At 40.8% G+C, this 19,151-nt stretch carries 18 protein-coding genes and 2 pseudogenes; 17 read left to right on the forward strand and 3 right to left on the reverse strand.

Features of this window, described 5'->3' with window-relative positions:
• Positions 1-500: 500 nt before the first annotated feature.
• Positions 501-752, reverse strand: a complete 252-nt coding sequence (locus RMZ43_RS35075; protein WP_428850981.1) for a hypothetical protein — start codon at positions 750-752, stop codon at positions 501-503.
• A gap of 127 nt (positions 753-879) precedes the next feature.
• Here RMZ43_RS35075 and RMZ43_RS35080 point away from each other — a divergent pair, with 127 nt between their 5' ends.
• The 9 genes from RMZ43_RS35080 (at position 880) to RMZ43_RS35120 (ending at position 7,042) form a co-directional block, all read left to right on the forward strand.
• The gene (locus RMZ43_RS35080) at positions 880-2,091 is read left to right on the forward strand and encodes a ParM/StbA family protein (RefSeq protein ID WP_428850982.1); all 1,212 of its coding nucleotides are present in this window, start codon (positions 880-882) and stop codon (positions 2,089-2,091) included.
• Between the two features lie 3 nt (positions 2,092-2,094).
• Complete coding sequence (locus tag RMZ43_RS35085) at positions 2,095-2,328, forward strand: hypothetical protein (protein WP_428850983.1); 234 nt, start codon at positions 2,095-2,097, stop codon at positions 2,326-2,328.
• Entirely contained in the window at positions 2,325-2,570 is a 246-nt protein-coding gene (locus RMZ43_RS35090; protein WP_428850984.1) for a hypothetical protein, read from the forward strand. The genes RMZ43_RS35085 and RMZ43_RS35090 overlap by 4 nt, the downstream gene beginning before the upstream one ends.
• 95 nt (positions 2,571-2,665) lie before the next feature.
• Complete coding sequence (locus RMZ43_RS35095) at positions 2,666-2,872, forward strand: hypothetical protein (protein WP_163937935.1); 207 nt, start codon at positions 2,666-2,668, stop codon at positions 2,870-2,872.
• Between the two features lie 38 nt (positions 2,873-2,910).
• Entirely contained in the window at positions 2,911-3,186 is a 276-nt protein-coding gene (locus RMZ43_RS35100; RefSeq protein ID WP_428850985.1) for a hypothetical protein, read from the forward strand.
• A gap of 258 nt (positions 3,187-3,444) precedes the next feature.
• A complete protein-coding gene (locus tag RMZ43_RS35105) occupies positions 3,445-3,888 on the forward strand; it encodes a hypothetical protein (protein ID WP_428850986.1) in 444 nt (147 codons plus the stop codon).
• 8 nt (positions 3,889-3,896) lie between these two features.
• Positions 3,897-4,568, forward strand: a complete 672-nt coding sequence (locus RMZ43_RS35110; protein ID WP_428850987.1) for a hypothetical protein — start codon at positions 3,897-3,899, stop codon at positions 4,566-4,568.
• A 75-nt stretch (positions 4,569-4,643) separates the two neighbouring features.
• A complete protein-coding gene (locus RMZ43_RS35115) occupies positions 4,644-5,222 on the forward strand; it encodes a hypothetical protein (protein WP_428850988.1) in 579 nt (192 codons plus the stop codon).
• Entirely contained in the window at positions 5,219-7,042 is a 1,824-nt protein-coding gene (locus RMZ43_RS35120; protein WP_428850989.1) for a type IV secretory system conjugative DNA transfer family protein, read from the forward strand. The genes RMZ43_RS35115 and RMZ43_RS35120 overlap by 4 nt, the downstream gene beginning before the upstream one ends.
• A gap of 491 nt (positions 7,043-7,533) precedes the next feature.
• Here RMZ43_RS35120 and RMZ43_RS35125 read toward each other — a convergent pair whose 3' ends face one another.
• Complete coding sequence (locus tag RMZ43_RS35125; protein WP_428850990.1) at positions 7,534-8,484, reverse strand: LysR family transcriptional regulator; 951 nt, start codon at positions 8,482-8,484, stop codon at positions 7,534-7,536.
• A 156-nt stretch (positions 8,485-8,640) separates the two neighbouring features.
• Between RMZ43_RS35125 and RMZ43_RS35130 the strand changes: the two genes are divergently transcribed.
• Positions 8,641-9,561: an aspartoacylase gene (locus RMZ43_RS35130; protein WP_428850991.1), complete on the forward strand. Its 921-nt coding sequence runs from the start codon at positions 8,641-8,643 to the stop codon at positions 9,559-9,561.
• Positions 9,562-9,960: 399 nt separating this feature from the next.
• Entirely contained in the window at positions 9,961-10,134 is a 174-nt protein-coding gene (locus tag RMZ43_RS35135; RefSeq protein ID WP_322691277.1) for a hypothetical protein, read from the forward strand.
• Between the two features lie 245 nt (positions 10,135-10,379).
• Here the strand turns inward: RMZ43_RS35135 and RMZ43_RS35140 are convergent, their stop codons facing one another.
• A complete protein-coding gene (locus RMZ43_RS35140) occupies positions 10,380-10,601 on the reverse strand; it encodes a hypothetical protein (RefSeq protein WP_292794237.1) in 222 nt (73 codons plus the stop codon).
• Positions 10,602-11,494: 893 nt separating this feature from the next.
• Between RMZ43_RS35140 and RMZ43_RS35145 the strand changes: the two genes are divergently transcribed.
• The 6 genes and pseudogenes from RMZ43_RS35145 to RMZ43_RS35170 all read left to right on the forward strand — a co-directional run.
• Positions 11,495-12,286, forward strand: coding sequence for an Rpn family recombination-promoting nuclease/putative transposase (locus tag RMZ43_RS35145; RefSeq protein WP_428850992.1), 792 nt, complete (start codon positions 11,495-11,497; stop codon positions 12,284-12,286).
• 60 nt (positions 12,287-12,346) lie between these two features.
• Positions 12,347-12,547 (forward strand): hypothetical protein, encoded by a 201-nt coding sequence (locus RMZ43_RS35150; protein WP_428850993.1) that lies wholly within the window; start codon positions 12,347-12,349, stop codon positions 12,545-12,547.
• A gap of 363 nt (positions 12,548-12,910) precedes the next feature.
• Complete coding sequence (locus tag RMZ43_RS35155) at positions 12,911-13,903, forward strand: tyrosine-type recombinase/integrase (RefSeq protein WP_428850994.1); 993 nt, start codon at positions 12,911-12,913, stop codon at positions 13,901-13,903.
• A gap of 27 nt (positions 13,904-13,930) precedes the next feature.
• A complete protein-coding gene (locus RMZ43_RS35160; RefSeq protein ID WP_428850995.1) occupies positions 13,931-14,314 on the forward strand; it encodes a hypothetical protein in 384 nt (127 codons plus the stop codon).
• Positions 14,315-14,323: 9 nt separating this feature from the next.
• A pseudogene (locus RMZ43_RS35165) lies at positions 14,324-16,441 on the forward strand (ATP-binding protein); the annotation flags it as partial.
• A gap of 63 nt (positions 16,442-16,504) precedes the next feature.
• Positions 16,505-18,949: pseudogene (locus tag RMZ43_RS35170) on the forward strand (NACHT domain-containing protein); the annotation flags it as partial.
• Between the last annotated feature and the right edge of the window lie 202 nt (positions 18,950-19,151).

Genomic DNA, 19,151 nt, shown 5'->3' on the forward strand with positions numbered 1-19,151 from the left:
TTTATCGTGCTGCTACATCTTAATATATATTGAATTCGCTGCGTTGCTTGAATTTGCCAAATTTTGGCTTTGAAAACAAAGATTTAATGACTTTTTTAGCCAAATCTGCCAACAGAAGCACATGAAAGTTGCCACAGCTATCGATATAATAGTGTGAAGGCAGCACGGACTAAATCTCATTTCCAATCAGTGGTTTCTAGTGCCAACTTTTCTTCCACTGTTTTGGTTTGTTTGAGATCCCCTCTCCTGCTCCAGTAAATAGAATATGAGTTTAAATCTCGGATAAAGCGTCACTACCTAGTAGTGGCGCTTTTGTCCATTTATCTTTTGATACTGTTGTATATTTACCTCCGTTGTACGCTTCATTTCAGTACTTGCCTGATCTTACAGAACAATCGAACACTTGACATTCAACTTCAACACGAATTATCCGTAACGTTACTTAACAAGCCTGCTTGATGGTGGTTGTACGTTGGGCTGGTAGTCTTCTGGAGCTTTAGTCATATATTGCCCTTAGTTTTCTTGGTTTTCTCTTCAGGCTTGTTTCCTTCTGAGTTAGTCCTTTCGCCCTCCATTTCATCTAGATATTTTTGCAATGCCTTTTCTACCACTTCTGAAATTGTAGTTTCTGTAGATGCAACAAAAACACGAAGCCTTCGGGCTAAGTCTCTCTTGACCAGCCCTGTAACACGAGAATAATCAGGGTTTTCTCTCCTGCCCAAATCATCAGTCTCAATAGTTTGCTCTACCATTCTCCCACGATATTTTTAAAACATTTTTTAGTTCACCCGTTATAACGGGTGAACGTTAGTCTATAATATCATTATCAAGCCAAAAAACGCCACCCAACAAAGGCTAGAGTTGCCGGAAAGTGATGCTATGGCTTGCCCCGAACTGGATATCTGGATTTGTGTAGATTTAGCTAAAAATCAACGCCAAGCCAGAAAAATAAGACTTTTACCAATCATCGGAACCATGACAACCGTATATTCCAATGCCAAAAATTGGCTCGTGCAAGCAGACTTGTTAGCCAAATCAGGGCTAACTGACCTGATCGCCGGAAAAGACTCAGGTGCAGGGTATGGCAAGGCAATCATCGGTGATTTTTCGATCATGATGCCAGCCGCATACTCACTAGTTCGCAACCGCAACATCATGCACCACGAAACCATTTCTAAAGATGGGGCATGGTTGCGTTATGTAGAAGGTTCACGCCTGGACTTAAAAGACGTTCAATTTTTCTGGGGCAGTGCGGCTCTAGCTCAAAGTGACCATACTTTGCTGCACGAGGACAAAGCCAAAAAAGCAGAACTGGCACTAGAAAGCATTCTTGCAGACTTAGCAGTTCTCAATATTCCCGATGGGGTCAAGCTAGAAATTAGTTTGAGCAATCACAACCCAGAACGCTGGGCAACTGAGATTAAGCGCAGAGTTGAAGGGACTCACACCTTTGAACATCTGCACCCTGTAACCCGTTCCATTGTCACCAAGACAGTTGAGATTGTTGTTACAGGCATTTACCCAGAAGGATTTGGAAGCATTGCTCACTGCTTATTTGGTGAAGCATCCCTGGTACTTGACCCCTCAGAATTAGCGATCGCACTCGATATTGGTTCATCAACTTGGTTGATTACCGTGTTTAATGGCAGTGGTGCAGTGATTGACCGTCACTTGATTGAAGGTGGAGCGGGTGAACTGCACAGCATGATTGCCGAATCTCTCGACAAACGAAACGACCGAGTGAGTCTGCTGTCCAAGGATGTAAAACACTCGCCCAGTTTGGTGAACCAGGGAATTGTAGAAGGGACTTTCATATACGGCGGCAACCACCTGACAGGTAAAAAGTTTGAAACAGAGTACAGCCAAAGTCTTGATGAATGGTGGAGTAACAGGATTGAGAAATTCGCCAACTTTGTGACTGCTGGCAATTATCTAGACCGCGCTAAATACCTTGTCGCCTGGGGTGGGGGTGTTTCCTTGCCCGTGGTGGATCAGAACCTAGTCGGTTTAGGCTTCGTGGTCTTGAATAATCCCCAATTCATCAATGCTTTGGGGTTGAAGCTATTAACTCAAATTGCAAGAGGAGCTTAATCAATGAATTACGAATCTCGGCGTATAACCATCTCCTACCTAGCAGTAATTGAATTGTGCAAGATTTTTGATTTACCCCAAGATGCACCAACACAGGCATTATCAGCAGGTGTAGAGAAGCTGATTTTTCAACACGGCAATGTGCAACCATCGCCCAAAGTTGAAACAGCAATATCTACACAGCCCAATAAATCGGCACTTAGCGCAATGGTCACTAATTTTAAGGGGGCAGCATGACCAAATCCAGATTCAGAAACACGGTTTTAGGCATTGGTGCAACAGCAGCAGCGTTAGCCCTTGGCTATTTCGGAGTCCAGCAGCTTGGCAGAAACAATATGTTAACTATCGCCGCAACTGTGGGGGGTGCAGGGGCTATAAGCTATGTACTTCAAAAGCCGAGTGAGCAGAAACAAAGAGCCAGTGAGCCAGAAGCACCAACCGCACCAATCAAAACCCAAAGGAAAAGAAATAAGTCATGAGATCCCAAACATGATGCAGACACAACCCCAGAAGGGGACTAGCTCTCATCATCAGTAGTTCGGGCGAGAGTATTGTATAGAAAATAGGAGGAATTATGTCACAGTCCGGGTTTGAGGCGCTTAAAGAAATGATTTCTAGAAACCTCGATAAAGGTAAAAAAGGGGAGACAACCTTTCATGGTGAACCGTCTGAAAATGTCGGGCCAATTTTAAGTGCAGCTAGCGAATTAGGTTTAGAGCAACACACAGTTTTGAAGCCAAACGGGGAGACTTACAAAATCACTCTCAAGCGAAAGAATTAGAACTTACGTGATAAAAACCCAGAGGAAACAAACAAGTCATGAGCAACCAAGACACTCAAAAGACACAGCCAAGCCTAACAACAACCGAAATAATGACCATCATCCTCGGTTGCGAACAGACTCTTAGGTTCGTGCAAGCATCCCCAAATTATCAACAAATCGAAGCCTCTGAACGGTTCAGTACATCGAATGACCTGCGTCTCGGTGATGCTGTCCAAGCTTTGATGGAGATTCACGAAGCCATCCTAAATATCGAGTTCTATTCCCAAGTTGAGGGGCAAACTTATGGTTTCAATGACAGCCTTGCAACGTAACCACCTCTATGAATTCCGTGGTCAACAATTGCGCTACAGCCACCGGTCTAATTCTCTTGTCAATGCACCTTTCATTTTCAATGACTCGAAAGGCAAACGAAAAGAATTAAGCCAAAACCAAGTGCAGAGGGAGGTTTTTGAATTAAATGAGTTTTGTGAAAACTGATGATGAAGGGATTGCCCTGACCGAGCAAAGTAAGTGCAATCGCCTCATCCGAAAGTGCATCAAGTACACATCGTTACAAGGATTTTAGCAGCATGGCACTCGATTACAAAAATCCCAACGATTGGGGCAAATCACCTCTGACTGACTCCGCCCTGAGATTAGAGCAATTCAAAGCCGAAAATCCTGAACAGTGGGCATCAATGATTGAGGCTGATATCGAGGCACTTTCCACACCAATATTCGAGAGTGAAGATTACCCACCCTTCACCGGGACGGAATTTCTAGCAACTCATGAAACCATTGATGACCATCCATACTCTGCTGCATTTGGTCAATTCTTGGGTAATGGTATTGACCCTGATATTGCAAATATATTGGCGTTTGGTGAGAAGAGATTTGATTTAATCTCTGATGATTTTGACGACCCCATAAGGCAACTAGCAACGAGAATCTATAGCCGATTTGAAGAGATGGGTTACTGGGATGAATTGCCCCAATCATCCAGCAATATCGACTATGACTACATCCCTTATTAGGAGATAAAATGGCACGTAATTTTGGAACTGCGAAACTCAAAAACCATATACCCACCACTGCCCCAGGTACGTTAGGAGCAATGGGGAGACTATTTGATGTGTCGGCTGAGGAGTTCAATAAAGCCGTTTTAGGAGATCAAACGGTAATCACCAAAATTGCAGACATGGCGCGACTGTCTGACACTGCAAAAGCCAATTTACCCAAGGCATTGGAGGCATACCGCAAAATCATTGAAACCACAGGGGACGTAAACCAAGCCTATGCCGAACTGGTGCAATTGACCCAAAAACATGGTACGCAAACCCTGAAAGCTATCAACACCAGTAAGACAGGAGAGCAGCGCTTTAAGAACGAGATGACCGAAATGCAGGCGGAACACGTCAACGCCACTACTGCCGAGGCAACCCGTCACGCTCAACGCTCATCCTTGATTCAGATATCTGGGGCCACTGCGGATTTAATGGCGATCGCAAAGTATGAAGTTGATTTAATCAAAGCTTCTAACAAGCTGCCTGAGACACAAGACGCGGCGGATCGAGCTTATGAAACCGCAGTTACTAGCGCACTGTGGACAAACGGTAGTGAAGCCAAGACTGACCGCATACCCAAGCCCAATTACTCGCGCACTGCTGGGATTAGCCGAGTAGGGCAGTGGTTCCGCAATTTCATGGGCATTTAACCCATAGGTAAGTCGAAAGCCAGTAGTGACGGTAAACTCTGGCTTTTTCTGTTTCACCCCTCTTGCGAGGTAAACATGAATGAAATTGATTCCCTATTATCACAGTTCCAAAATACCAGTGAACAGTCCACACCATTAATGTGGGGTGAAACTACTTCAGAAAAACCGACTCCAGAGAATGAAGACGGCGATCGCCTTGAGCAGTCGATTAGAGATGTCTTCAGTAACAAGCAATTGCTAAACAAAGCACTGGCTACATTTCTGGGTGTGTTTACTGCCAATGCTGGAGTCAGCCTACTAACGAGTTTGGGAATTGGGGCAATGGCTTCTGGCACATTGGGCAGCATTGTACTGGGGCTATTCTTCGCCAATACCCTGACCAAGCTTCACTACTCAGGACAAATCCACATTGACAAAGATTTTTTGGTAGCGACCGCCCAAACCGCAAGTGTAGGGGCAACTCTTTGGATTGCCTTTGATGAATATAGGGCAGTGTCAGAAGCAACTAATACAGGTAAGACACGGTTCTATCAGGAGGTTAAAACCTACGAAGTTAAGCCAACTCCCAAGAGTGAAATACCTTGGGGCTTGATTGGGGTAGGTGCTTTTGTGTTGTTGGTGATTGCAGCAATCGTCAGGGGAACAAACCAATGAAACGCAAACAATTTGAAGAATACTTGCGTTCGGGAACAGCCAACAATATTACTGTGGGGGTGCTGGCAATCATCGGGTTAATTTGTGGGGCAAAGTCATTTACTGGCACTCAAATTAGTTTGGTTGAGTATTGTTTCATCCCCTCAACGCTCACCAAGCCGGTTAACCGTCAAAGGTACTGCACTCCCAACAAGCGTTACATAATGCCAGAGTCGGAATTTTATGCTGAAGCTTATGCACCAGCTAACCCAGAGTTTCAACGTGATAACTTCTTGCCTACCAAAGCAACCAGATTAAGAATTATTCCACCAAGTAACCCTGATAAACCGCTTTGGGGATTAGCTTCAGTGCTACTCGTTGGTGGAGCTTATGGGTTATCTAAAGCTAGGGAATGGCGATTAATCCAACTAATGCCTTCAGTTAGGGAAGAAATTCGTAGCAACTGGTTAATTTCTAAACTTTGGTCAGGGTTAAGGCTCCATAAGGAAGCATATAGCGCCCAACTAGATTACGAATTTCACCAATGGACGGAGAATAGACGGGTAAGAGAAGCGCAGTTGTCAAAAATGACACCGCAAGAGTTAGCTATCTTTCAGGAGCAAGTGAGGTTAAGGGCAGAAGCCGAAGCACGGGTGCAACTGCAACAGGCAACGGGGCAGCCAGCCGCCGCATTGCCGGGGCAGTCAATGCAGGATATCGCCAGGGGTGACGATAAAGTGACCGGCTCTCAACAGCAGACATTACAACAAAATACTGCAATTAGCCTTCACCCATCAGAAGCTCTTGCCCTAAATACTTTGCAAGCTCTAGCCAGAGCCGATAGTTCCACTGCTTTAGTTGCTGCACCAGGAAGTGGTAAATCAGTCACCCTCAATCACTTAATTCAGAAAATCTTGGCAGATTCCCCTAATGCTGATATCTGGGTAATTAGTGCTAAAAATGATAGTTTTTGTGGTTTACGAGAGAAAGAGAGAGTAATTGTCTTTGATCAGGAAAACCCAGACCTAGCCAAAGAGGTAATTGACAACTTTTACACGGACTACAAAAAGCGTAAGCAACTACCAGAATCAAAGCGCGAATCCTTACCACCATTGATTCTAATTTTGGATGATTGGCTAGTAATTGCTGACTCCTTAAGCAAGCTTTACTCTGATTGGAATTATGGGAGTAAATTACTTGATGTTCTGCTGATTGGTCGAGAGTTTAATACTAAGTTTATTGCTTCTCTACAGTCTTTTAATTTGGCAGCTTTGGGCATTGAAAAGATGGATGCTCAAACCCGGATGTGCCTTAACTTACTGCTGTTAGGTAACAAGTACATTAAGAACGGAAGGGAGCAAGAATCTTATGGTGTATTGGAACTAATTTTAAATAGAGGTGACATTATTCCAGGTAAGCAAGAACGGGAGCAAATTAAATCTAAATATCTGTCAGTGAAAGCAGTATCCTATCAAAACTTCCGCCCAGTAATGATTGCTTCCGTTGGGGGTTTTGTAGTTGCATTAATGCCGAATCTATCTAATAAAACTAAGTCAATTGCTTCGGAGCAGGAATATCTAGATAGAGTATTTGACCTGGAATTTAATTTAACTGCTGCTCACAATATACATCCAAAGCCATTATCGGAGGTGGCTAAAAAGATTTATGAATACTTCCATAATGTCAAAAACAAAACGCCAAAAACATTACGCGATTTGAAGAAGGCTGACAGGTTATCTGGTTATTCAGACCAAGAATTAATTGATGGGTTGGCTGAATTAGTTGAGAAGGAGAGGATAAATTCTGACGCCCCTGATAGCTACTCTCTGCCTGATTGGTGAAGGTAATGCCGTAATGCCGTGGTGAGCAATAGCTATGTCAAACTGGCTTTTTGATGTGTCTACGGCATACGGCAGCAATCACGGCACTCCTTGCCATGTATAGGTCGTAGCCTACGGCATGGTTACGGCATCTCGGACAACCACGGCAGAAGCATCAATAATAAATTAGTCAATAAACAGCCATTTATTATTAGATAATTAACCCGTATCATCTGAATTTTTTCATTGTTGAACAAGAAGCATTTACCCTTTTAGACATCAAGACTGTTATTTCAAAATCTCCCAAAATAGAAGTAAGGAGTGAAGCCACTTGTGGAGAGATAGGTTTTCTGTTAATTGAACAGATGAAGCCTGATATTTTGCTAATTGATTTACTATTGCCGGATATGAGTGGTTGAAAATTTACTCGCTCTCTCAAAAATAAAATTAGTTATTAATAAAGCATTTCAGTGTAAGGAGAGCGAAAAGATTAAGTTGAGTATTGCTGGTATCTAAGCCTTATTTATCTTATGTATATAGTTAACGGAAACATATCTTACTACATTAAGGAAATTTAATAAGATTGGTGAGTAATTATCTTTTCGCCAAACCATCGCCATTTTAAATATAGGCACTTTTTCGGTAATTTCTCGATACACAACACCAGTTCGCTGAAGATTCATGACATTGGCTGGTAGCAATGCAACCCCCATTTCACTTGCAACCAAACTGAGGACTGTGGGCATCCATGCGGCTTCTTGCACTATATTCGGGTGAAATCCCGCTTCCATACAAGCTATTCGAGTCATTTTATGTAGTCCTGGTACTGTTTCACGACAGGGAAGTATAAAAGGTTCATTGGCAAAATCTGCGAGTTGAACTTGTGAGTTATTGGCTAAGGGATGTTGCTGAGGTAGTACCATCACCAGTGGTTCTTTGTTTACAACTTCGTAGCGAAGAACATGATGCTTATCCACATCTTGTAGATTGTATAAATTCTCAAAATCTATATCTAGAGTACGATTTTGCAGTCTCTGGCGACTGTCTTTATACAAAAGCTCTTGCAATACTAAGTCTACTTGCGGGAATTTCTGACGAAAAACACAAAGAATATCTGGTAACAAACTATTAGAAATCGAAGTATTAACACCAACACTTAAACGTCCAATTTCACCTTTGTCTGCTTGTTGAGATAATTTTTGAAATTGCTCTACTTGTCCAAGAAGGTGTTGTGCTTTTTTCAGAAAGACCTTGCCAGATGGTGTTAGTTCTAAGCGAGGGTTACGGACAAACAGTTCTACTCCTAATTCTTCTTCTAGTTGTTGAATTTGTCTGCTGAGATGGGGCTGAGGAATATGCAGTTTTTTTGCTGCATGGCTGAGATTGATATCTTCTTGTTCTGCTAGAAAAACAAAACGTTTTAGACGTTCTATATTTATTGGTTTTGGATATTCTTGGTTCATATTCAGCCAAATTTCTGATTAATAAGTAAGCATAATCAAAATTACTACGAATTTTCATTATGTATACATACCAATTTAGGTATAGTCCCATAACTAGATTTACAGACTGTAACTACTTAAGATTGATTGCAACAACCACTGGAGCAGAAGAATTTGATGACAAACAGAATAAATTCAATTCAACGAGCATTGATAGCTGCGGGAGTCCACGGAAACGAGTTCACTGGTATCTATCTCCTCAAAAAACTCGAACAGCATCCTTATCTGATGCGTCGAGACAACTTTGAAACTTTAACTTTGTTGGCAAATCCCAAAGCATTTGCAGCAGTGCGTCGATATATAGATATAGACCTCAACCGTAGTTTTAAAAAGTCTGATTTACAAGATTTGACGCGTTCTAGTTATGAATATATCCGAGCCAGAGAAATAAATAATTTATTTGGTGTAAATGGCAAAACTCCAGTTGATGTCATTTTAGATATTCATAGCACAACTGCAAATATGGGCTTAACTGTAATCACCAATGTTCACCCTTTTAACCTGCAATTAGTTGCCTATCTTCAGAGCGTTAACCCTTCTGTAAAGATTTACATTTTACCTAAATCAGAAGAATCTTCTAGCTTGCCATCTATTTGTGAGTTTGGCTGCACGATTGAAGTTGGAGCAGTATCTCAAGGAGTTTTAAAAGCTGATATTTTTCAGCAAACTGAAGCCTTGATTATCAATGCTTTAAATTACTTGGAGCAATATAATCGCGGAGAAATTCTATCTTTTGACAACGGCCTCACAATTTATCACCATATTGGAACGATTGATTACCCCAGAAATGAATCTGGTGAACTGCAAGCGATGATTCATCCGCAACTTCAGTCTAAAGATTATGAGGCACTTGAGCCAGGTCAACCGATGTTTATAACTTTTGACGGACAGACTATTACTTACGAAGGTGAATCAACTGTGTACCCAGTTTTTATTAATGAAGCAGCTTATTACGAAAAAGGTATTGCTATGTGTTTAACCAAAAAGCTGTCAATTCCTAATTATTCTCCAACTCTTTCTCTCTGTGCCTCTGTATGAAACTAATTCATATTTACTTTTAGCAAAGCCCTTCTTTTTTATCGTTAATCAACCAAAGTTATTAAGTCAACTAGCATTGACTTAGTATATTTATACCTTGGCCACAACATTTATTTATTACAAATTAAGCAGGTGTAAAATCTGGATAAATATCAATACTTATGTGTCAGCTTGGTGTCTTTAGCATCCTTACTAGGGTCAGATGTTAACGTACAGGCATTGCGTCTCTTTACTAACTCATTTTGATATAGTACTATCCCTAGATTTATAGGATTTAACCTCATAAGATTAGTTACACAACTCTAGTGTTTTAAGCTGTTCCCAGCAGCTAAAAATACTAGAGTTAGTTAATTAATTTTTGGATTGACAGGCAAAAAGTGATTACTTAAGGGGTAGAAAATGAAAATAGTTCCTAAAAATGCCTTTATCGAAGGCGTTATTTTGCCTGCACTTATTACTACTTTAGTATGTAGTGCGATAGGTTTGGCGATTATTGACAAAAATATTCGTCCTGTCTTTGTTCAAACTGTGATTATCTACTGTTTTAAAATGTCAGGCAATCGAGATAAGTAAGTAGTTATAAAACCTGAGAATAGGTGGGCATAGTGTCTGCCTACCTACTTTTAATTTGTTGATGGTGTCTCAATCCCACACAACACATTAAAGGCAGGCGTGAACTGTCATTACCACAAGAGTCAGGGCAGTTATTAGGGACTTCCAAGTAAATAATTATTCGTTCACTGTTAAAGCTGGGGGGTATTGAGCCGAGATACGTGTAAAAACCTGCAAAATGGACTGAAAAGCCCTACTGTATATAGCTAATCCCCAGAGTATGGATGCAGCCAACGTTCTAATTGCCAATCAACCTTACTTGCATTACTACTGCCAAAATATACACGGCATAGCTCTCCAGTATCAGGCTCTAATAGTGAATATTCCCAAGTCTCACCTATTGGCCGAACCTCGGCGATTACACGAATTATTTGCTGTCCTGGGCTGTAAACTTGTACCTTTTGCCCTTTACGATATTTGGGACTCATAATGCACCGAAAACAAACAACTAAGACTTTAAGCGTTTCCAGTCTAACCTAGCAGGTCAAACTTGCTACATCTAGGGATCTAGTTAGCAAAGTGGAATTCACTAAAATCGCCAGTGCGACACAAGTTGTATTTTGTTGCATTTAGCTTGCCTAATGCGTGAGCTATCTGGGATGGCATTGACGGAGAGCGATCGCCCTCTGGTATTGTCAGGAGTTGGGACAGAAAGCTCTTATGAGAGTTGTTCCTAGTCAAATAAGTAACCCATCTTGACTTCACCACATTTTTAATGTTGTGCTATAATGTGTGTAACAACTCTAACAGCAACATCTGAGAAGTTAGAGAAAGCTACGTAAAGCTAAGAGTTTAGGCAAGTTGGCTAGTCAGGCTATTAGAAAGCCGTTTGAAAGCCAGGAGAAGCCAGTAGAGATAGCTATTAAAAAGCAAAGTTAAACATTAATAGTTTGCTGTTTGGGTTGATGTACTAAAACATCCTCTCAAACTATGAAAAACAAAACTCTCATAAGGCTCAAGCTGGTCAGTATTGTGCTAGTCATTTTGCATAATAGTTATCTTTTATACAAAGATATACAAGACCCAGTTTTTATTCAGCTTCTACAAAACTGTGTAGAAGTTATTACTAAGTAGCAAAAAACCCCCAACTCATCATTGGGGGTTTTTTGTAATGGATGGTTTTCAACCTTCTGCATAAATGTGTGATGGCTAACCCCCCACAGCTGGATAATGGTAGTCGGTATTGTCAAGCGCCATTTTGTATACCACAATAGCGGTGATTGCCACAGATACTTCCTGTCTCACTCACTAAATAAAGAGTTGAACTAGAGAAGATTAACGATAAAATCAGTCATCAATAATATGCTTATTTCGGTTTTTAGTGAAACGCGACTCTATTTATTACCAAATATTTAAGCGATTTCCTGCGTTAATTTTTGAACTCGTTGATGACCGTCCCCAAGAGGCACAGAACTATCGATTTGAGTCAGTTGAGGTGAAAGAAACCTCCTTTCGCATTGATGGGGTCTTTTTACCTCCAGAGGGTGCAACACCCAGAGTTATCTTTTTTGCAGAAGTTCAATTCCAGAGCGATGAAGGTTTGTATCATCGGTTTTTTACCGAATCAATGATGTATTTGAACCGGAATCGGTCTGAATACGATGACTGGTACTGTGTGGTAATTTTTCCATCACGCTCTTTAGAACCAAGCGATACAAGAACTCATCGCATATTTTTAAACAGTGACCAAGTGCAGCGCATTTATTTGGATGAGTTATGTAATCCCGATACTCTGCCAATAGGCATCAATTTAATGCAGTTGACGATCGCATCGGATGCAACGATGGCAGAGCAAGCGCGTCTATTGATTGAGCGAGTACAATTAGAGTCAACTGGCACACTGCCGAAAAACGAGATAATAGATATTATCACCACAATTGCCGTTTACAAGTTTTCTTCGTTGAGTAGAGAGGAAGTGGAAGCGATGCTGGGACTAACTTTAGAGGAAACGAGGGTTTATCGGGAAGCGAAAGCCGAGGGTGAAGAAAAAATATTGAAAGCAGCTGTGCCACTGTTACTAAAAACAGGAATGAGTATAGAACAGATTGCTCAACAACTCAATGTTGACGTAGAAGCTGTCCGGCTTGCTGCACAGCAGAACACGAACGAGTAAGCGCACGGGAGATTGGCGTTTACAAGTTTTTGTGAGTTTGAGGGTAAAGACGTGGAAGCTATGCTGGAACTGAACATTGAAGAAACACGAATCTACCAAGACTTGGAACGTCAAACCAAATTAAAAGCAGCAGCACGCCTTTTGAGCATGGGCTACAGCATCTCCGAAGTGGCAAAAGCAGTTGATTTATCGGTAGAGGAAGTCACAACAGAGGTAGTAAATTCTCAAACGCACACAGGACAAGGTGATCGCACAGAGTAAAGTGTCTGAGTTTGAAACAGAGTTACCTGCAAGCTGCTTTTTGGTATAGACAAAATTGATATCAGCTTTGATAGCAAGCAATTGGGATATTTGGCATTCTATTACAGGCGTTTTGGAGGTCAGTTTCAGTTTTAACCAACTGACTGTTGATTATAATTTTCTCCAGAGCAAGCAGGAGAGATACTTTTCAAGTTTGCGTATAAGTTTTTACCTAAAAATTTATTTCTTGGCGGTTAAGGAATATTCACTTTGGGTAAGTAATTGTACTTGAAAAACGCGAGAATTTTCGGGTGATATTTGGGGAGGGATATCCGTAGATGAAAGAAGTGCGGTAATGTAAATAAGCATTAACATTACCGTGCTATGTTAGTTACTCATACTAATTCCGCGTTATCACTCAGCTCTGCTATTCCCGTTCTCAACGAAGCCAACTGGCGATCGGAACTGGTGAAGGACACTAGGTCAGCAGCAACCAAGCGTGCCTATGTGCGTGATGTGCGGCAATTCTTTATGATCATGTGGCGTGTGGAGCCAAGCTTGGAGATGATTAAGCAGTTTTTTGCTTTAGACCAAAGGACGGCTACCCACATCATTCTTGATTACAAAGCACGGCTAATGAATGCTGGGTTAAAAGCTAACACTGTTAACCGTTACCTCAGTGGGATTAAATACCTTGTGGAGTGGGGCAGACGGTTTGATTTGTGTCAGTTTGTCTATGACTCGGCAGTAATTAAAAAGGAGAAGGTCAAACCTTACCGCGACACCACCGGGGTAGATGTTGACATTTACAATCAGGTATTCGACATAATGGATATCGCTACGCCCAGGGGCAAACGTGATTACGCTTTGTTTCTATTGCTGTGGACTAACGTTTTGCGGCGTGGTGAAATTGCCAAGCTTTTGGTTAGGGATTTTGACTCTGGGAGTTCTAGGCTGAGAGTGTTTGGCAAGGGCAAGGGTGTTGAGTTTGAATGGGTAAGCCTGCCTGCGCCCACGGCAGAAGCAATCCAGGACTGGCTTGATTGCCGTGGTAAGCTCAAACCAGATGACCCTCTGTTTATCGCTCTGGATTTCTACTCTTACGGGCATCAGCTCACAGGTGATGGAATTTATGCGATCGTGACGCGAATTTGCTCCCGTGCTGGCATTTCTAAACACATGACCCCGCACAAAATCCGTCATAGCGGCATTACTGACAGTCTTGAGGTATCAAATGGGGACTACCGCAAAGTGCAAAGTCTCAGCCGTCATGCTGATCCTAGAACTGTAATGATTTACGATGATAATCGCAAACAGTATCAGGCGGAACTTAGCAGCAAGCTGGCTCAACGGGTGGGCAAGCGCAAGTCTTATTAAGTGGCTTAAAAAAAAGGAAAATCGAAAATGGATACATATATTAATTTTGAAGGAAATATAACTGAAGAAACTTCCTATGACTTGGAACAGCTTGCAAATCTTATTGAGCAAGACTGTGATGTATCTGTAAAACTTGAAAAGCAGCTGATTCGACCCGGAGTAAAAGATAGCGGTTTGACAATTGGTTTAACAATTGCTGGTTTGGCTGTATCAGCAGTTCAAACTTTAATTGCTGTTATCTCATATTGGGAATCTAAACAAAACAAATACTCATTATCTATTTCTTTGGCAAATAAAACAATTATTATAGATAATCTAAAACAAGAAGAAACAGAACAAATTTTATCAGAGATTGTCAAGTTACCAAGTAATGTCACTGAAAAAATAGAAATTAAAGTTACAAGAAAATAGTAGATGTCTATGTTTCAAGACAAACCACGAAGAATTGCTTTTGTAGTGGCGGCTTTCACAGGCGAAGAGTTAAAGGCAGGAAAGCGTGATGTTGCTCGTATATATGCACTATTCACAGATCAAAAGCTTGGGAAGTGCGATGCAGGAAGTTCTAAACTAATTCCTGAATGCGAAAATATTCAGCAATTTCAAGAACATTTTTCATCTATTCTAAAATCTTGGAATTCGGAGACTCAACTAATATTTTATTTTTCTGGACATGGAGATGTTTTACGGAATAAATATCGTCTTAAAGTAGGTCGAAATGAGGATGATTTCTTAGCTTTTCAAAACATAATTACCGCATTAGAAATGGCTGGAGTTAGTCGAGCTATATTAATTCTAGATACTTGTCATAGCGGAGCAGCCATTGGTATAAAAGATCCAAACCATGACTCATGGTCTGTTATCAATCCAGATATAATTCCTCGTGGAATTGTAATTATAGCTTCTTCTCAAGCTAGCCAAAAAAGCTATGAATTAAAGGATGATTACTCCAGCGTTTTTACCCATATTTTATGTGAAGGAATTCAAACTGGTCTTGAAGGACAGCCTACCTATAAAGGACTTATTACTGTTAGCAATATTGTCGAATATATTAAAAACAAGTTACAGAATAATGAACAGTATTCGGCATATAACCAACGTCCTATTTTTCATATGGATAAAGCGGATGGAGAAATATGGATAACGATGAATCCGAGTGGAAGTCTTAATCTACAAAAATCATCTTCAAAAGCAATTGATAGCAATATATCTAAAGAACTAAATACAAAATATACAATTTTTCTAGCTGATGCTGATGATCCGACAGCACAAGATTATCGTATAGCAGCCAGACAAATTATTCAAGAAGAGTTTTCTTTACAATGGAATGTTTTAGAGAGACATGATATCTGTCCTGAATATCCTCCATCCGCAGAAATATGTGGTGAAGCTGCATCTTGTTGTGATTTATATCTAGTTTTTATAGGTTTTTTTTACGGAAGTGTCTATGAAAATGAAAATTTAAGTTATACAGAGTATGAATTACGAACGGCAGAGAAAGTTGGTCAAAGAATAACTATTTTTATATTAAAAGATACTCCTATTAATACTAATCCTGATTATTTAAATAAACAAATATTATTACTCGAATGTCAAAAAGAACTAAAAGATTATATTGAGTTAAAAGCTCATATATTTAATGTTCAATATGTTTCAAATTTAGATGAATTACAAGATAAACTTAAATCCTATTTACAAGATTTAGATAAAGAAATAAAACAAAAAAGCAGTGATGATACAGTAACACTAATACCAACCAAAAATATAAATTTCTTAGGTGACTACACGCATTTAAACTATGATCGCCGTCCAGTTTTATCTCATAAACTTGAAGATTTGAATAGTGAACTGATTACTACATTTCTTGAACAGCCACAAGCTAGAACAGCCTTGGGAAGTGTTGGACTCTTGCGTGCAAAGCGAGAGGAACATTTGCAAATCCTGGGTATTTTACATAGTGATAGTCGTAGACCAACACTTGGTGCATTTCTATGTTTTGCTCCTCAACGTTTACTGGCAGACAAGTTCGCAGCTTGTGGTTTTCATATGGTTGTTTATAGTAATACACAACGTGGTGCATCAGAAGCAAGTCCAGAGTTTGTCATAGATAATCTGCTGAATCTATTTGAAATAGGCATGAAGTTTCTGAACACCAAGGCAAATTTACGACGGACAGGACGAATTGGTACAAATGAGCGTGATGATCTTGAAATTCCAGAAAAAGCTTTACGTGAGGCATTAGTTAATGCTCTAGTACACCGTGACTATGAGCATTCTAGTTCAAAGGATCAGCCTACACGCATTGAAGTTTATCCGGATAGAATTGAAATTACTAGCTTTGGTAGCTTACCGGAGGGAATTTCTCAAACCGAACTAAATCAAAATCCAGAAAATGTTATTCCAATTAGGCGTAATAGTATTATTGCTGATGTATTCAGAATAATGCAGAGAGCAGAGCTTAATGCTAGTGGAATAGCTCGGATGCATTATCTAACTCAAGTGGCGGCTCTTCCGCGACCAAAAATTATTCAGGGAGAAAACTCGCGCACAGTTAAAGTTATCTTTCGTAGACCACCACCACCAGGAGAAACTAGGCTAGATTTCTTGATAGAAACCATTCCCGAAATCGTCTACAGTCCTTTGAACGATAAAGTTCAGCGCAGTGAAACTGTAATTAAGTTACTCCAGCAATTTAACCTAGATCCAGAGCATCCACCTGCTGATTTTAGTGGTGTTTACGCTTACGCCTTAGTAGAGTACGGTGTGGGTAAACCAAAGCCGTTGCTAGAATTATTCCGACAAGAAGCAATTAAACAAGCTTTTCGCACAGCATTAGACCACAATAACCCCTCAATTCTGCTGTCTGAGGTTGATGCTTTTCTCGATGCCTATACATTGGGCGATGATATTAGAAATTTAGGGCTTGATGTTAGGCGAGAGGTAGCTGAATTTGCGACGGTATTTATTGAAGTGGCGAAACGTAGCCGCACACCTGCTGATGTATTGATGAACCAGAAAATCGGTTCTCTACATAGCAGGATTGCGAGTATCCAAGAACAACTCGATAGATTACCGACACTGGAAGGTATTCGCACAGAAATAGCCAGGTTAGCAGCACAAAATTATCCTGCATTACCAGGAAACGTAGAGACGCGAAATTTCGCGTCTCTACAAGACGAAAATCAATGTAGAGCGATCGCACTCGCCCAGCAGATGCGAGGATGGTTTGAAACTTTGGGCTATGACTTTGAAAAATATGAAATCTGGGAAGAAGAATATTTTGAATGGATAATTAACATCCCAGTGCGTCGCGGTTATGAGCGCGTCCTTGTACGTGGTGTTGCTGGAGAAGTTGGATTGAGTGATGTGATGACCTTACGTTCCTCAGTCGAGGCACAAAAAACCGATGAAGGCTGGTTGGTAACTACCCGTCGGATTTCTCCCACTGCAAGAGATGAAGTCAAGAAGGAAGAAAATCATCACCTTGATTGTTTCACCTTTGACGAACTAATTGATTTAGATGCAGACTTTAGCGGGTATCTCGACTGGTTAGAAGCAGAAATCAAACGCCGAAAAATTGATACCAAGTATGTACCCCTTGCTTGTACAAAAGAAGAAATCGATCCAGTTACCAAACAACGGATAGGCGTAAGTTTCTATGAAGAAAAAGATGGCTGGATTGATGGTTATATCGACTTGTGGCTTGATGAACCCGCAAAAGAGCATATTTCAATTTTGGGAGAATTTGGTACAGGTAAAACTTGGTTTGCTTTACACTATGCTTGGACTGCACTTCAACGTTATCGTAATGCTCAGAAACGTGGCGTTGAACGTCCCCGTCTTCCTTTAGTAATAACCTTGCGTGACTTTGCTAAGGCGTTAAATGTGGAAAATGTTTTGACAGGTTTCTTCTTTGCTCAACACAATATCCGCATCAACAGCGACGTTTTTGACCAACTCAACCGCATGGGTAAGTTGCTGATAATTTTCGATGGTTTTGACGAAATGGCAGCAAAAGTAGATCGCCAACAGATAATTAACAACTTTTGGGAACTGGCTAAGGTGGTAGTTCCTGGTGCAAAAGTGATTCTTACTTGTCGCAAGGAGCATTTTCCAGAAGCAACGGAAGGACGCGTATTGCTAAATGCAGAATTGCAAGCATCTACTGCTCATTTAACAGGAGAAACACCCCAGTTTGAAGTGTTGGAATTGGAGAAATTTAACGACGAGCAAATTAGGCAGGTTTTGTCATACCAAACCGGAACTACAATCATTAAACAAGTGATAAACAGTCCGCAACTATTAGATTTAGCTCATCGCCCAGTGATGACTGATTTAATTTTGGAAGCCTTACCAGATATTGAGGCGGGTAAACCGATGGATATTTCGCGGGTGTATCTGTATGCAGTGAGGCGGAAAATGGAACGCGATATTAAAGCGGAACGTACTTTTACTTCCTTGGCTGATAAACTGTACTTTCTATGCGAAATTTCCTGGGAAATGCTATGTAATAACCAAATGAGCTTGAATTATCGGCTTTTTCCAGAACACATTCGCCGCTTATTTGGTTCTATTGTCCAGGAAGAGAAAGATTTAGACCACTGGTATTATGACATGATGGGGCAAACGATGCTTATCCGCAATGCTGATGGTGATTATACCCCAGCTCATCGTTCGTTGCTAGAGTTTTTTGTAGCTTATAAGTTTGCGGCGGAGTTGGGGATGTTAGCACCCGATTTTATTGAATTGGCGCAAGTAAAATCATATTTGGTTACGAGTGGAGCGCTTCAAGATTATACTTGGTCATCCTATTTTCGACGGCAAGTGGACGAGGAGGGAATGATTGTCCCAGTTGCACCACTGAAAAGATTTGTTAGTGAGCCAATGGAGAATTTGAGTAATACTTTCGGACGAAAACCCTTAACGAAAGGAGTTCTTGATTTACTGGTGTCGATGGTTGATTTTACAAAAGCTAGACAAAAGCTTAACGCTATCATTGGAGAAATTAAGGGCAAGACAGAACAAGAAGTTGGTTATATAGCCGACAACATAAACAGCATGAAAAAACTTATTAGTACAGCTTCTCGGGAAGAGGATTAGAGTTTCTGCTCTTTTTAATCAGAGGCTTTAGGCAGTTCCCTACAACAGAGTTGTTAAATCGCCTCGGTACTTGTCCCGGATTCTTCAACTTGCTGCTGATGTATCAAGATAGGCAAGCAACAAAGCCTTAATGTAAGCCACCAGATGTAAG

The organism is Nostoc sp. CmiVER01 (assembly GCF_034531135.2).
Classification (GTDB): Bacteria; Cyanobacteriota; Cyanobacteriia; order Cyanobacteriales; family Nostocaceae; genus Nostoc.